Raw genomic sequence first — 14500 nt, 5'->3', positions numbered from 1 at the left:
CATGACCCACGATCTGCTCAACCGCATCGACCAGCGCACCCGACTGGCTGGCCACAATCGACTGGCCCTGCTGCTGTTCCGGCTGGGCGGACGCCAGCTTTTTGGCGTCAACGTCTTCAAGGTGCAGGAAGTGCTGCGCCGGCCGGAACTGTTCCAGGTGCCTGGCTTGCCGACCGAGTTCGCCGGCGTGGCCGACGTGCGCGGGCGCTCGGTGCCGGTGCTGGATCTGGGCCTGGCCATCGGCCACCCGGAACGCGACTCGCATTCGGAAAACGGTCCCGGCTATCTGGTCGTTGCCGAGTTCAACCGCTCGGTCCAGGGCTTCCTGGTCAGCGGCGTGGAGCGCATCGTCAATATCGCGGTGGAAGATATCCACCCGCCGCCGGAACTGGGCGCCGAAGCCACTTATTTGACGGCGGTGACGCGCTTCCAGGGCGAACTGATCCAGGTCATCGACGTGGAGAGCGTGCTGGCCGATATCGCCAAGGTCAGCAAGGACGTGCAACTGGATCCCTCGCTGCAGCTGGTGGCCTACGACCGCCAGTTCCAGGTGCTGGTGGTCGACGATTCGCGGGTGGCGCGCCAGCAGATCCGCAGCGTGCTCGACCAGTTGGGTGTTTCGGCGACCCTGCTGTCGGACGGCCGCCAAGCGCTGGACCACCTGCTGCAAGTGGCTGCCTCGGGCGAAAACCCGGCCGACCGCTACGCCATGGTGATCTCCGACATCGAGATGCCGGCAATGGACGGCTACACGCTGACGACGGAAATCCGGCGCACCCCGGGCCTGCAAGGCCTGTATGTGCTGTTGCACACTTCCTTGTCGGGCGTGTTCAACAACGCCATGGTCGAGCAGGTGGGCGCGAACGCCTTCGTGGCCAAGTACAGCGCCCATGAACTGGCCGACTATGTGCTGGCCCGCCTGAAAGTGGTCGCCGAAGCGGCCTGAGCACACTGCTGGGCCGTGCAGTCGCTGAGCCGCGGGCGGACATCTCCCGCGCCTGTTCCCCCGCACAAAGGCGCCTGGTGGCGCAATTGCAGCGGCGTGAGCACCCCCTTGCTAGGTCCTGATTCCTGCCAGACAGTCTGGTCGGCCTGCAAGTTGCACAGCTAAACACCTGCAGCTTCCCGTGGGCGACCTACGTCGCGATCGCTGCCTGCCCAGCCCGTTTTCCTGCTGCTCCGGGTGCTCTCCCGGCGCGGCCCCTCCCCGGCCTCGATTTGGCACAAACATTGCTTTCTCCCTGGCAACACTTCGCGGGAGAGCACCGTGTCCAGTCCCTTCTCTTCGTTCCTCGGCGTCCATGGCGACGCGTTGACGCTGCGCGAGCAGCGCATGAAGCTCATTGCCAGCAATCTGAGCAATGTGGACACGCCGGGCTACAAGGCCAAGGACCTGAACTTCGAGGCGGCGCTGAAGTCGGCGCAGGGCGAGCAGGATGGCGGTCTGCTGCAGACCACCGACGCCAAGCATTACGAAGTAGGCGGCGGCGCCGGGCTCAACCCCTTCCAGTTCACCCGCGAAGCCGATCAGCCCAGCCTTGACGGCAATACCGTCGATCCCGATGCCGAACGCGCCGCCTACGGCCGCGCTGCGCTGGAATACCGCGCGTCGCTGAGCTTCCTCGAATCCAAGGTGCGCTCGATGCTCACCGCGATCACGGGCCAATAAGTCATGAGCAATCTTCCCATCTTCGATGTGGCCGGCTCGGCCCTGCACGCGCAGTCGGTGCGCCTGAGCACCATCGCGTCCAATCTGGCCAATGCCGATTCGGTCGCAGGCTCGGCCGAGGCCACCTACAAGCCGATCGAGCCGATCTTCCAGGCCCAGCAAAGCCGGCAGGACCCCAGCCTGACCTCGGTGAACGTCAAAGAGATCACCACCACCAATGCACCGCCGATCCGCCGCTACGAACCCGGCCACCCGCTGGCTGACGCCGAGGGCTATGTGTTCTCGCCCGACGTGGACCCGGTCTCGCAGATGGTCAACATGATTTCCGCCTCGCGCAATTACCAGGCAGGCGTGGAAATGCTCAATACCGCCAAGGAACTGGCGCTCGCGACCCTCACCATGGGTCGCTGACCCTTCCTAGCTGACCCTTACCAACGGAACACTCCCTATGAGCACGATCGGCAGCGATCTCTACAAAAGCCTTGGCCTGAGTACCAGCAGCACGGTCGCCAAGAAAGAGGATGCACTCGGCCAGGCCGACTTCCTCAAATTGATGACCGAACAGCTGCAGCATCAAGACCCGCTCAAACCGATGGAAAACAGCGCGTTTCTCGGGCAATTGGCGCAGTTTTCCACCGTGCAGGGCATTGGCGACCTCAATACCAAGGTCAGCAACTTCTCCGACTCGATGAACAGCGACCAGGTGCTCAAGGGCGCAGCGTTGGTTGGCCACAACGTGCTGGTGCCCTCGGCGCAGGTCGCGATCGATGCCACCGGCTCGGCCAAGGGCGTGGTCGCCGCGACCTCGGCCGGTTTCGTCAATTTCGAAATCACCGACGCCAACGGCACCTTCGTCAAACAGATCAGCGTGCCGGCCAGCGCTGCCGGTGAGGTGTCGTTTGACTGGGATGGCACCGACGCAAACGGCAATCGCATGGCGGCCGGCAAGTACGGCGTGACTGCCACCCAGACCGACACCGCCGGCTCCAAAAGCAAGTTGTCTACCTATGTCCAGGCACCGGTGGACAGCGTCACGATCGGCTCGGACGGTTTGTATCTCAACCTGACCGGGCTAGGCACTTCCCCGCTCGCCAACGTGCTCCGCGTCAGCTGAGCCGGCAACCAATACCTAAAGGAACTCATCCATGGGCTTCAATACCTCGTTGTCCGGCATCAACGCAGCCAATGCCGATCTGAACGTCACCTCCAACAACATCGCCAACGTCAACACGACCGGGTTCAAGGAATCGCGCGCCGAGTTTGCCGACATGTTCCAGAGCACCAGCTATGGCCTGTCGCGCAATGCGGTCGGTTCGGGCGTGCGCGTCAGCAACGTGGCCCAGCAGTTCTCGCAGGGCAATATCGACCCGACCGGGCGCAGCCTGGACCTGGCGGTCTCCGGCGAAGGCTTCTTCACCGTCTCGTCCAACGGCGCCAAGATGTACACCCGCGCCGGTAATTTCCAGACCGATGCCAACGGCTATGTGGTCAACCCGCAGGGCGCACGCCTGCAGGTATTCGCACCCAACCCCAGCGGTAATGGTTTCGACGTGGGCCGCCTGTCGGACCTGCAGTTGCTGACCACCGACAGCCCGCCGAAGTCCACCTCCACGGTCAACCTGGCCTTTACCCTGCCGGGCAATGCCACCGCGCCGACCGTGACCCCGTTCAACCCGGCCGACGACAAGACCTATAGCCACTCCACCGGCGGCATCAATGTCTACGACTCGCTGGGCGTCAGCCATGTGCAGACCTCCTACTTCGTCAAGACCGCCAACCCCAACGAGTGGCAGGTCTACAACTACGTGGACGGCGCTGCGGTCGGCGCCCCGACCACCCTGCAGTTCTCCGATACCGGCGCGCTGACCACCCCGGCCAACGGCATCATCGCGATGGACCCGTTCACCCCGAGCACCGGCGCGGGCGTGCTGAACATGCAACTCAACGTCACTGGCTCCACCCAGTACGGCGAAGCCTTCGCCCTGCGCGATACGCGCCAGGACGGCTACGCCAGCGGCAAGCTCAACGAAATCAGCATCGACACCAGCGGCGTGGTGTTCGCGCGCTATTCCAACGGCGCCGACAAACCGCTGGGCCAGGTCGCGCTGAGCAGCTTCGTCAACCCGCAGGGCCTGCAGTCGCAGGGCAACAACATGTGGGCCGAGAGCTACACCTCCGGTGCCGCGCGCACCGGCGCGCCGGACACCTCGGACCTGGGCCAGATCGAATCCGGCTCGCTGGAAGCCTCCACGGTGGACCTGACCGAGCAGCTGGTGAACATGATCGTGGCCCAGCGCAACTTCCAGGCCAACTCGCAGATGATCTCGACCCAGGATCAGGTCACTCAGACGATCATCAATATCCGTTAAAAGCCGGGAATGGGGAATCGGGAGTAGGGAATCGTAAGAGCTGGCATCGCGTGTATTAGATGCCAGCCTTGCACCCTACTCTCCCAGCTTCCCGCGACCCGCTTTTGCGATTCCCGATTCCCGATTCCCGATTCTCCATTCCCGATTCCCGGTGTCCCATGGATAAAGCCCTCTACGTCGCGATGACCGGTGCCCGTGCCTCCCTGCAGGCGCAGAGCACCGTGTCGCACAATCTTGCCAACGTCGATACGGTGGGATTCAAGGCTGCGTTGGCCAATACCGAGGCGTTCAAGATCCAGGGCAAGGGCTATCCGTCGCGGATCGATGCGCTGCATGTGGACCAGGGCTTCGATCGTAGCCAGGGCCATCAGAAGGTGACCGGCAACCCGCTGGACGTGTCGCTGCAGCAGGACCGCTGGCTGGCGGTGCAGTCGCCCGACGGCAGCGAGGCCTACACCCGCAACGGCGAATTGGCGCTCACCGCCAATGGCCAGCTGGTCACCGCCAACGGACATGCGGTGCTGGACGAAGGCGGCAACCCGATGACGATCCCGCCGCACCAGGCGTTGGAGATCGGCAGCGACGGCAGTATTTCGATCATTCCGCAGGGCGAAGGCCCGCAGACCATGGCCATCGTCGGCAAGATGAAGGTGGTGGATGCGCCCGCCGACCGTTTGACGCGGCGCCCCGACGGACTGATGCGCAACACCAGCACCGACCCGGCACAGGCATTTGCGGTGGCCACCGGCAAGACCATCAACAGCGGCATGCTGGAAGGCAGCAACGTGGACGCAGCCGGCGCGCTGGTGGAAATGATCCAGCTGCAACGGCAGTTCGAAATGCAGGTCAAGATCATCAAGAATGGCGACGACAACGCGCAATCGGCCAATTCGCTGCTGCGGGTGAGTGGCTAAACGCGGCGCAGGCCGCCGGCCAACTCGCCAATTTTTTGCTAACGCCGCCGCCAACCGTAAGGCGTGGTTGGCGCCCGCATTGGGCATACCGAAAAATCCGGGGCTTCATTACAGAGTGACTGGTCTGCGGCATGGCTGCAGAGCGGCTAGTCCGTGACCTGGCTGGAGGGCCCTTGCCCGCTCACCCTCCCGGGACACGCCGTGAATCCGTCCATGGAGGCTCTTACGCGGCATCCATGCCGCGTAAGGTCCCGGGAGGGTGAGCGGGCAAGGACCAGTGAAGATGGTCGGTGTCTTTGCGAAAGCAGTGCTCGACGTGCTGGTTGACCGCCACTCGCTTATCCCTTCATCGCGCCTATCGCATGTCCAATGCCCAAGCAAGCAATCCTGAGCAGCAAACTGCCCGATGCATGCGATGACTTGCTTCCGGTTGACCACCAGCCAACTGTCTGGCGCGGTGCCCTCACCGATTGCGGGACCCTTGGCGGCATGGATGCCGCCAAGGAGCCCCCATGGACGGGTTCACGGCGTGTCCCGCGAGCGGTGAGGGCACCGCGCCCTCGACCGACTCAGCTTCTGCCCTGGATTCTGACGCCGACACGTGGCCAACGAGCCTGCAACGCCTGCAATCAAACGAGTTCGCGCCAAGTGATCAGCTGCACTAACCGGCAACCGACCACGAGGTGATCAGCCACGCAAACGCAACCGCCGGCGGCTTGGCGACTTGCCTGCCGCCGCCCCTCCTGCCCTGAGTAGGTCGTCGCGCACCCAGGCGGCGTGATACGGCGCACACCCGGCAGAAATCCGACACCGCTTTGGCACGCCACGTGCATATACCCACCCGTACCCGGAACACATCCCCGGGTCTAACGAGGAATCGGGTCATGAATCAGGCTTTGTGGGTCGCCAAAACCGGACTGGATGCGCAGCAGACGCGCATGTCGGTCATTTCCAACAACCTGGCCAATACCAATACCACCGGCTTCAAACGCGACCGTGCCGCGTTCGAAGACCTGTTGTACCAACAGGTGCGTGCGCCCGGCGGCTCGACCTCCGCGCAGACGCAGCTGCCGACCGGCCTGCAACTGGGGACCGGCGTGCGCGTGGTGTCCACCTTCAAGGGGTTCGACCAAGGCAGCCAGCAGCAGACCGGCCGCGCGCTGGACGTGATGGTCAATGGTCGCGGTTTCTTCGAAGTGCAGATGCCCGATGGCACCTCGGCCTACACCCGCGACGGCACCTTCCAGATCAACGCCCAGGGCGAACTGGTCACCAACAGCGGCTACCCGCTGCAGCCGGGGATCCAGGTGCCGGAAGGCGCGCAGTCGCTGACCATCGGCAACGACGGCACCATCAGCGTCACCCTCGCCGGCCAGGCCGCCGCGCAGGAAATCGGCGCACTGACGTTGACCGACTTCATCAACCCCTCGGGCCTGCAGGCCAAGGGCGAAAACCTGTTCGTCGAAACCACCGCTTCGGGCCCCGCACAAAACGGCACCCCCGGCCTCAACGGCCTGGGTACCACCGTGCAGGGCGCGCTGGAAGGCAGCAACGTCAATACGGTGGAAGAGCTGGTGAGCATGATCGAGACGCAACGCGCCTACGAAATGAATGCCAAGGCCATCTCCACCACCGACTCGATGCTCGGTTACTTGAACAACAACGTCTGATCGGCTCGCCGCTCCTCGCCCTCTCAGGAATCAACGCCATGTCACGCCTGCCTTCTCTCTCCCGCCTGTGCCTCGCCACTGCCTGCAGCGCGCTGCTGGGTGGCTGCGTGGCCGCCGGCGATGTGCGTCCGTTCGCCGAAATGGCGCCGATCGTGCCGGTGGTGGCACCGGTGGCGCAACCGACGGCCGGCGCGATCTATGCCGCCGGCCCCGGCCTGAACCTGTATGGCGACCGCCGTGCCCGCGATGTCGGCGATCTGCTGACGGTGAACCTGGTCGAAAGCACCACCGCCTCGTCCACCGCCAACACCAGCATCAGCAAGAAAGACGCCACCACCATGGCCGCGCCGACCTTGCTGGGCGCGCCGCTCACCGTCGGTGGCTTGAACGTGCTTGAGAACAGCACCAGCGGCGACCGCAGCTTTGCCGGCAAGGGCAACACCGCGCAGAGCAACCGCATGCAGGGCAGCGTCACCGTCACCGTGATGCAACGCCTGCCCAACGGCAACCTGGTGATCCAGGGGCAGAAGAACCTGCGCCTGACCCAGGGCGACGAACTGGTGCAGGTGCAAGGCATCGTGCGCGCCGCCGACATCGCCCCGGACAACACCGTGCCCTCCAGCAAGGTGGCCGACGCCCGCATCGCCTACGGCGGCCGCGGCGCGATTGCACAGTCCAATGCGATGGGCTGGCTGAGCCGCTTCTTCAATTCCCGTCTGTCGCCCTACTGAGCCTGCGACCATGAACCTGTCTTCCCTGCCCTTCCGTCTGCTGGCTGCCGCCGTCGCGCTGTGCGCGATTGCCGCGCCGGCCAGCGCCGAGCGCATCAAGGATCTCGCCCAGGTCGGCGGCGTGCGCGGCAACGCGCTGGTCGGCTACGGCCTGGTGGTTGGCCTGGACGGCAGCGGCGACCGCACCAGCCAGGCGCCCTTTACCGTGCAGAGCCTGAAAAACCTGCTTGGCGAACTGGGCGTCAATGTTCCGGCGAACGTCAACCCGCAGCTGAAAAACGTCGCGGCCGTGGCCATCCATGCCGAATTGCCGCCGTTCGCCAAGCCCGGCCAGCCGATCGACATCACCGTCTCCTCGATCGCCAACGCCGTCTCGCTGCGCGGCGGCTCGCTGCTGATGGCACCGCTGAAAGGCGCCGATGGCCAGGTGTATGCAATGGCCCAGGGCAACCTGGTGGTCGGCGGTTTCGGTGCACAGGGCAAGGACGGCTCGCGCGTCTCGGTCAATGTGCCCAGCGTCGGCCGCATTCCCAACGGCGCCACCGTCGAACGTGCGTTGCCGGACGTGTTCGCCGGCACCGGCGAGATCACCCTCAACCTGCATCAGAACGATTTCACCACCGTCTCGCGCATGGTCGCGGCGATCGACAGCAGCTTCGGCGCCGGCACCGCGCGTGCGGTCGACGGCGTGACCGTGGCGGTGCGCTCGCCGACCGATCCGGGTGCGCGGATCGGCCTGTTGTCGCGGCTGGAAAACGTCGAACTCTCCCCTGGCGATGCACCGGCTAAGGTGGTGGTCAATGCACGGACCGGCACCGTGGTCATCGGCCAGCTGGTGCGGGTGATGCCGGCTGCGATCGCGCATGGCTCGCTGACCGTCACCATCAGCGAAAACACCAACGTCAGCCAGCCGGGCGCCTTCAGTGGCGGCCGCACCGCGGTGACCCAGCAATCGACGATCACGGCCACCTCCGAAGGCAGCCGCATGTTCAAGTTCGAAGGCGGCACCACGCTCGATCAGATCGTACGTGCGGTCAACGAAGTGGGCGCCGCGCCCGGCGACCTGGTGGCCATCCTGGAAGCGCTCAAGCAAGCCGGTGCGCTCACCGCGGAGCTGGAGGTGATCTGACATGCGTATCGCAGCCTCGCCCATTGATCTCAACCCGAGCACCAAGGCCGATCCGGCAAAGATCGACAAGGTCTCACGTCAGCTCGAAGGTCAGTTCGCGCAGATGCTGGTCAAGAGCATGCGCGATGCCAGCGCCGGCGACCCGATGTTTCCGGGCCAAAACCAGATGTTCCGCGAAATGTACGACCAGCAGATGGCCAAGGCGCTGACCAATGGCAAGGGGCTGGGTTTGTCGGCAATGATCTCCAAGCAGCTCAATGGCAACACTGGCGGTCCGGCCTTGAACACCTCGTTGAACACCGCCGAAGCGGCCAAGGCGTATGCCCTGGTTGCCGGCAAGCGCGATGCCTCGTTGCCGCTGCCCGCCCGCGATGGCGCGGCCACCGGCATCACGACCAGCAGCGTGGCCAAGGCGGCCCTGGGCGCAGGCAACTTGAGCGGCATCGGCATGAGCCAGGTGCTGGATCTGATTGCCGGGCGTACCGGCGGTGGCGAATCCGGCAGCGACGATGCGGCAGCGCTGAGCTGGCCGTCGGCCAACGATCGCTGGGCCGATGTGGCCGCCAGCGATGCCGCCGATGCCAATGCTGCGGTCAATGCAAGTGCCGCCAGCAGCGCCGCTGCCAGCCTGGGCGAGCGCACGCCGGAAGGCTTTGTCGCCAAGATCTGGACGCATGCGCAGAAGGCCGCGCGCGAACTGGGCGTGGACCCGCGCGCGCTGGTGGCCCAGGCCGCATTGGAAACCGGTTGGGGCCGTCGCGGCATCGGCAACGGTGGCGACTCCAACAACCTGTTCGGCATCAAGGCCACCGGCTGGAGCGGCGCCAAGGTCACCACCGGCACCCACGAATACGTCAACGGCGTCAAAACCACCGAAACCGCCGATTTCCGCGCCTATGGCTCGGCCGAGGAGAGCTTTGCCGACTACGTGCGGCTACTGAAGAACAACAGCCGTTACCAGACCGCGCTGCAGGCCGGCACCGATATCAAGGGTTTTGCACGCGGCTTGCAACAAGCCGGGTACGCCACCGATCCGGGCTATGCGGCAAAGATCGCGGCGATCGCCAACGGCCCGACCATCGACCGTGCGGTGGCCGCCATCGGCAACGCGGCGGCCGATCTGTCCAACCGCTATGCCAGTACCGCCGAGCCGGCCGGGTTCGGCACCATCCGTCGCTGAGGTAAACGCCCATGTCCATCATGTCCACCGGGACCAGCGCGCTCATCGCCTTCCAACAGGCGTTGTCGACCGTTAGCCATAACGTCGCCAACATCAATACCGAAGGCTATAGCCGCCAACGTGTGGAATTTGCAACGCGCACGCCCACCGACATGGGCTACGGGTTCGTGGGCAATGGCGCCAAGATCACCGATGTGGGCCGGGTGGCCGACCAGCTGGCCATCTCGCGCCTGCTCGACAGCGGCGGCGAACTCTCGCGCCTGCAGCAGCTGTCATCGCTGTCCAACCGCGTCGACGCGCTGTACTCCAACACCGCCACCAACGTGGCCGGGCTGTGGTCGAATTTCTTCGATTCCACCAGCGCGGTGTCGTCCAACGCCTCCTCCACCGCCGAGCGCCAGAGCATGCTCGACAGCGGCAATTCGCTGGCGACGCGCTTCAAGCAGCTCAACGGGCAGATGGACAGCCTGAGCAACGAAGTCAACAGCGGGTTGACCTCCTCGGTGGACGAAGTCAACCGCTTGACGCAGCAGATCGCCAAGCTCAACGGCACCATCGGTAGCAGTGCCCAGGCGGCAGCGCCGGACATGCTGGATCAGCGCGATGCGCTGGTGAGCAAGCTGGTCGGTTTTACCGGCGGTACTGCGGTAATCCAGGATGGCGGCTTCATGAACGTTTTCACCGCCGGCGGCCAGCCGCTGGTGGTTGGTACCACCTCTTCCAAACTCACCACCGTTGCCGACCCGTATCAGCCGACCAAGCTGCAGGTGGCGCTGCAGACCCAAGGCCAGAACGTCAGCCTCAGCGCCAGTTCGCTGGGTGGCCAGATCGGCGGTCTGCTGGAATTCCGCAGCAGCGTGCTCGAGCCGACCCAGGCCGAGCTCGGCCGCCTGGCCGTGGGCATGGCCAGCGCCTTCAATGCCGGCCACAGCCAGGGGATGGACTTGTATGGCGCGATGGGTGGCAACTTCTTCAATATCGGTTCGCCCACCGTTGCCGCCAATCCGAGCAATACCGGCAGCGCATCGCTGAGCGCCAGTTTCGGCAACGTGAGTGCCGTGGACGGCCAGAACGTCACGCTCAGCTTCGACGGCACCAACTGGAAGGCCATCAACGCCAGTACCGGCTCTGCCATGCCGATGACCGGTACCGGCACCGCCGCCGACCCGCTGGTGCTCAATGGCGTCAGCATGGTGGTGGGCGGCACGCCGGCCAGCGGCGACAAGTTCCTGCTGCAGCCCACCGCCGGGCTGGCTGGCAGCTTGTCGGTGGCCATTACCGATCCCTCGCGCATCGCCGCGGCCACTCCGGTCAAGGCCACTGCCACGGTCTCCAACCTGGGCACCGGCAAGATCAGCGACGTCAAGGTCACCAATGCGCAGAATCCCGCGCTGCTGCCCCCCTCGTCGATCGCGTTCATCGACGCCAACCAGTACACCATCGATGGCGCCGGCCCGTTCGCCTACACCGCCGGCCAGACCATCAGCGCCAACGGCTGGAGCTTCGCGCTGGACGGCGCACCCAAGGCCGGCGACACCTTCGGCGTCGGCCCGATGGGCGCCGGCTCCAGCGACAACGGCAATGCCAAATTGCTGGCCAACATCGACGATGCCAAGGCGCTCAGCGGTGGCACGGTCACCCTCAATGGCGCGCTCTCCGGCCTGACCACCTCGGTCGGTTCGGCAGCGCGTGCGGCCAGCTATTCGGTCGATGCGCAAAAGGTCATCAACGACCAGGCGCAGGCCAGCCGCGATTCGATTTCCGGCGTCAACCTCGATGAGGAAGCCGCCAACATGCTGAAGCTGCAGCAGGCCTACCAGGCCGCCGCACAGATGATCTCCACCGCCGACACCGTCTTCCAAGCCATCCTGGGTGCCGTACGCTGATGACCGACCGTATCTCCACCAGCATGATGTACAGCCAGTCGGTCGCCTCAATGGGCGCCAAGCAGTCGCGGCTGAACCAACTCGAATCGCAGCTCTCCAGCGGGCAGCGCCTGGTCACCGCCAAGGACGACCCGGTGGCTGCAGGCACGGCGGTCGGCCTGGACCGTGCCCTGGCGGCGATCACGCGCTTCGGCGAAAACGCCAACAACGTGCAGAACCGGCTTGGGCTGCAGGAAACCGCGCTCTCGCAAGCCGGCGACAAAATGGCGCGCGTCACCGAATTGGCGGTGCAGGCCAGCAATTCTTCGCTCAGCCCCGACGACCGCAAGGCGATCGCCTCGGAACTGACGGCGCTGCGCGACAGCATGGTGAGCCTGGCCAACAGCACCGACGGCACCGGGCGCTATCTGTTCGGCGGCGCCGCCGACGGCAGCGCGCCCTTCATCAAGAGCAATGGCGGGGTCACCTACAACGGCGACCAGACCCAGAAGCAGGTCGAAGTGGCGCCGGACACCTTCGTCAGCGACACCCTGCCCGGCAGCGAAATCTTCATGCGCATCCGCACCGGCGACGGCACCGTGGATGCGCACGCCAACGCCGCCAACACCGGAACCGGGCTGCTGCTGGATTTCAGCCGCGATGCCAGCACCGGCAGCTGGAACGGTGGAAGTTACAGCGTGCAGTTCACCGCCGCCAATACCTATGAAGTGCGCGACAGCACCAATACGGTGGTGGGCACCGGCACCTACAAAGAGGGCGAAGACATCAACGCCGCCGGGGTGCGCATGCGCATCAGCGGCGCACCGGCGGTGGGCGACAGTTTCCAGATTGGCGCCTCCGGCACCAAGGACGTGTTCTCCACCATCGGCGACCTGGTCGGCGCGCTCAATTCCGACACGCTGACCCCGGCGCAGAAGACAGCGATGATCAACACGCTGCAGTCGTCGATGCGCAACATCACGCAGGCGTCCTCGAAGATGATCGATGCGCGCGCCTCCGGCGGCGCGCAGTTGTCGGCCATCGACAATGCCAACTCCTTGCTCGAATCCAACGAAGTCACGCTCAAGACCAGCCTGTCGTCGATCCGCGACCTGGACTACGCCTCTGCGATTGGGCAATACCAACTCGAGAAGGCCTCGTTGCAGGCCGCTCAAACGATTTTTCAGCAGATGCAGTCGTCGTCGTTGTTCAACATCATCCGCTGATTTTACCGCGGAAAACCTGGGTTTCTTCGCTCCTGCACGTGAGCACCTGCGCAGGCGGACGAAGTTTGTTTTTTCGAAGAGTTATACCAGCACTAAAGATTGGCGGGGGGCTGCCGAATAAGCCAAACCCCTTGATACACAACGCTTACGTATTTCGTCCCGACGCAGAAAGACAGTAAAAAATACTGAATTTCGCTAAAGGTTCCCGACGCAACGCCGTTATTCATCTCAGCAGCGGCAACGGCCAACTTGATGGCCCCCCTGCGGAGGCTCCAGGCAAGTCCCCCTTGCCGGAAAAATCGCTTAGGAGAAATCAAAATGGCACAGGTAATCAACACCAACGTAATGTCGCTGAACGCTCAGCGTAACCTCAACACCAACAGCTCCAGCTTGGCGCTGAGCATCCAGCAGCTGTCGTCGGGCAAGCGCATCACCAGCTTTGCCGTAGACGCAGCCGGCGGCGCAATCGCCGAGCGCTTCACCACCCAGATCCGCGGCCTGGACGTTGCCTCGCGCAATGCCAACGACGGCATCTCGCTGTCCCAGACCGCCGAAGGCGCGATGCAGGAAATCGGCAACAACCTGCAGCGTATCCGCGAGTTGTCGGTGCAGTCGGCAAATGCCACCAACTCGTCCACCGACCGCGAGGCGCTGAACTCCGAAGTCAAGCAGCTGACCAGTGAAATCGACCGCGTCGCCAATCAGACCAGCTTCAACGGCACCAAGCTGCTGGACGGCTCGTTCTCCGGCGCGCTGTTCCAGGTGGGCGCCGATGCCGGCCAGACCATCGGCATCAATAGCATCGCCGACGCCAACATCGATACGCTGGGCAAGGCCAACTTCGCCGCCGCCGTTTCCGGCGCTGGCGTCACCGGCACCGCCACCGCTTCTGGTTCGGTCAGCGGCATCAGCCTGTCGTTCAAGGACGCCAGCGGTTCGGCCAAGAGCATCACCATCGCTGATGTCAAGGTCGCCGCCGGCGACAGCGCTGCCGACGTCAACAAGAAGGTTGCCTCGGCGATCAACGACAAGCTCGACCAGACCGGTATGTACGCCTCGATCAAGAGCGACGGCTCGGTGCAGATCGAATCGCTGAAGGCTGGCCAGGACTTCACCTCGCTGTCGGCTGGCACCTCCAGCGCCGCTGGCATCACCGTCGGCGCCGGCATCACCACCGCGTCGGCCGCTTCCGGCTCCACCGCTTCGACCTTGGGCAGCCTGGATATTTCCACGTTCTCGGGCGCTCAGAAGGCCCTGGAAATCGTCGACAAGGCGCTGACCACGGTCAACTCCTCGCGCGCCGACATGGGTGCGGTGCAGAACCGCTTCACCTCCACCATCGCCAACCTGAGCGCAACCTCGGAGAACCTGTCGGCCTCGCGCAGCCGGATCGCCGATACCGACTACGCCAAAACCACCGCCGAACTGACCCGCACGCAGATCCTGCAGCAGGCCGGTACCGCGATGCTGGCCCAGGCCAAGTCGGTTCCGCAGAACGTGCTGAGCCTGCTGCAGTAACTGGCAGTTGCCTGCCGCAGCAATGCGGCAACGCGCCACAGCAAGTCCAAAGCCCCTCTTCGGAGGGGCTTTTTTGTGGCCGCAGCCCGGCCACGCCAGCCTGGACGATTTAGGGAAGGTCTGAACAACGAGACCTGACAGGGCGGAAGGTGGCGTCGTTCCGAAGAGTGGCTTTTGGAACTTCGGAATTTCGCCATTTCTGGCGCTTTCCGCGGGAATTTCCCGGTTC

13 protein-coding genes are annotated in these 14500 nt (G+C 64.5%); all 13 read left to right on the top strand.

All coding sequences use genetic code 11. The annotated features are described in order from the left end of the window. Nucleotide 1 precedes the first annotated feature (1 nt). The 13 genes from J7360_RS10120 to J7360_RS10060 all read left to right on the top strand — a co-directional run bounded on the left by J7360_RS10120 (nucleotide 2) and on the right by J7360_RS10060 (nucleotide 14271). Complete coding sequence (locus J7360_RS10120; protein ID WP_003482947.1) at nucleotides 2-946, top strand: chemotaxis protein CheV; 945 nt, start codon at nucleotides 2-4, stop codon at nucleotides 944-946. Between the two features lie 321 nt (nucleotides 947-1267). Next, nucleotides 1268-1669 (top strand): flagellar basal body rod protein FlgB, encoded by a 402-nt coding sequence (gene flgB / locus J7360_RS10115; protein WP_003482950.1) that lies wholly within the window; start codon nucleotides 1268-1270, stop codon nucleotides 1667-1669. Nucleotides 1670-1672: 3 nt separating this feature from the next. Then, nucleotides 1673-2080, top strand: a complete 408-nt coding sequence (gene flgC, locus J7360_RS10110; protein WP_003482953.1) for a flagellar basal body rod protein FlgC — start codon at nucleotides 1673-1675, stop codon at nucleotides 2078-2080. Between the two features lie 37 nt (nucleotides 2081-2117). Continuing rightward, nucleotides 2118-2783 carry a flagellar hook capping FlgD N-terminal domain-containing protein gene (locus J7360_RS10105; RefSeq protein WP_003482955.1) on the top strand — a complete coding sequence of 222 codons (666 nt, stop codon included), beginning with the start codon at nucleotides 2118-2120 and terminating at the stop codon, nucleotides 2781-2783. Nucleotides 2784-2814: 31 nt separating this feature from the next. Continuing rightward, on the top strand, nucleotides 2815-4038 hold the full coding sequence (flgE, locus tag J7360_RS10100) for a flagellar hook protein FlgE (protein WP_003482957.1): 1224 nt from the start codon (nucleotides 2815-2817) through the stop codon (nucleotides 4036-4038). Between the two features lie 158 nt (nucleotides 4039-4196). Continuing rightward, nucleotides 4197-4952, top strand: coding sequence for a flagellar basal-body rod protein FlgF (flgF, locus tag J7360_RS10095; RefSeq protein ID WP_057659396.1), 756 nt, complete (start codon nucleotides 4197-4199; stop codon nucleotides 4950-4952). Between the two features lie 884 nt (nucleotides 4953-5836). Next, nucleotides 5837-6622: a flagellar basal-body rod protein FlgG gene (flgG, locus tag J7360_RS10090; protein WP_003482961.1), complete on the top strand. Its 786-nt coding sequence runs from the start codon at nucleotides 5837-5839 to the stop codon at nucleotides 6620-6622. A 38-nt stretch (nucleotides 6623-6660) separates the two neighbouring features. After that, nucleotides 6661-7353, top strand: coding sequence for a flagellar basal body L-ring protein FlgH (gene flgH, locus J7360_RS10085; RefSeq protein ID WP_007971977.1), 693 nt, complete (start codon nucleotides 6661-6663; stop codon nucleotides 7351-7353). 10 nt (nucleotides 7354-7363) lie between these two features. After that, complete coding sequence (locus J7360_RS10080; RefSeq protein ID WP_007971976.1) at nucleotides 7364-8482, top strand: flagellar basal body P-ring protein FlgI; 1119 nt, start codon at nucleotides 7364-7366, stop codon at nucleotides 8480-8482. A gap of 1 nt (nucleotide 8483) precedes the next feature. Then, nucleotides 8484-9662, top strand: coding sequence for a flagellar assembly peptidoglycan hydrolase FlgJ (locus J7360_RS10075; protein WP_057659394.1), 1179 nt, complete (start codon nucleotides 8484-8486; stop codon nucleotides 9660-9662). Between the two features lie 11 nt (nucleotides 9663-9673). Beyond that, nucleotides 9674-11548: a flagellar hook-associated protein FlgK gene (gene flgK / locus J7360_RS10070; RefSeq protein ID WP_209033778.1), complete on the top strand. Its 1875-nt coding sequence runs from the start codon at nucleotides 9674-9676 to the stop codon at nucleotides 11546-11548. Then, nucleotides 11548-12753 (top strand): flagellar hook-associated protein FlgL, encoded by a 1206-nt coding sequence (gene flgL, locus J7360_RS10065; protein ID WP_057659390.1) that lies wholly within the window; start codon nucleotides 11548-11550, stop codon nucleotides 12751-12753. Before flgK ends, flgL begins: the two co-directional genes overlap by 1 nt. 318 nt (nucleotides 12754-13071) lie before the next feature. After that, nucleotides 13072-14271 (top strand): flagellin, encoded by a 1200-nt coding sequence (locus J7360_RS10060; protein WP_057659388.1) that lies wholly within the window; start codon nucleotides 13072-13074, stop codon nucleotides 14269-14271. The last annotated feature ends 229 nt before the right edge of the window (nucleotides 14272-14500 follow it).

It is taken from the genome of Xanthomonas sp. D-99, from assembly GCF_017746145.1.
Classification (GTDB): Bacteria; Pseudomonadota; Gammaproteobacteria; order Xanthomonadales; family Xanthomonadaceae; genus Xanthomonas; species Xanthomonas cissicola.
Note: the sequence above shows the minus strand (reverse complement) of the source record. Positions and strands in the feature narration are given on the sequence as shown.

Coding starts and splice junctions, on each gene's coding strand:
- J7360_RS10120 (WP_003482947.1), top strand. CDS start 2: ATGACCCACGATCTGCTCAACCGCATCGACCAGCGCACCCGACTGGCT.
- flgC (WP_003482953.1), top strand. CDS start 1,673: ATGAGCAATCTTCCCATCTTCGATGTGGCCGGCTCGGCCCTGCACGCG.
- J7360_RS10105 (WP_003482955.1), top strand. CDS start 2,118: ATGAGCACGATCGGCAGCGATCTCTACAAAAGCCTTGGCCTGAGTACC.
- flgE (WP_003482957.1), top strand. CDS start 2,815: ATGGGCTTCAATACCTCGTTGTCCGGCATCAACGCAGCCAATGCCGAT.
- flgF (WP_057659396.1), top strand. CDS start 4,197: ATGGATAAAGCCCTCTACGTCGCGATGACCGGTGCCCGTGCCTCCCTG.
- flgG (WP_003482961.1), top strand. CDS start 5,837: ATGAATCAGGCTTTGTGGGTCGCCAAAACCGGACTGGATGCGCAGCAG.
- flgH (WP_007971977.1), top strand. CDS start 6,661: ATGTCACGCCTGCCTTCTCTCTCCCGCCTGTGCCTCGCCACTGCCTGC.
- J7360_RS10080 (WP_007971976.1), top strand. CDS start 7,364: ATGAACCTGTCTTCCCTGCCCTTCCGTCTGCTGGCTGCCGCCGTCGCG.
- J7360_RS10075 (WP_057659394.1), top strand. CDS start 8,484: ATGCGTATCGCAGCCTCGCCCATTGATCTCAACCCGAGCACCAAGGCC.
- flgK (WP_209033778.1), top strand. CDS start 9,674: ATGTCCATCATGTCCACCGGGACCAGCGCGCTCATCGCCTTCCAACAG.
- flgL (WP_057659390.1), top strand. CDS start 11,548: ATGACCGACCGTATCTCCACCAGCATGATGTACAGCCAGTCGGTCGCC.
- J7360_RS10060 (WP_057659388.1), top strand. CDS start 13,072: ATGGCACAGGTAATCAACACCAACGTAATGTCGCTGAACGCTCAGCGT.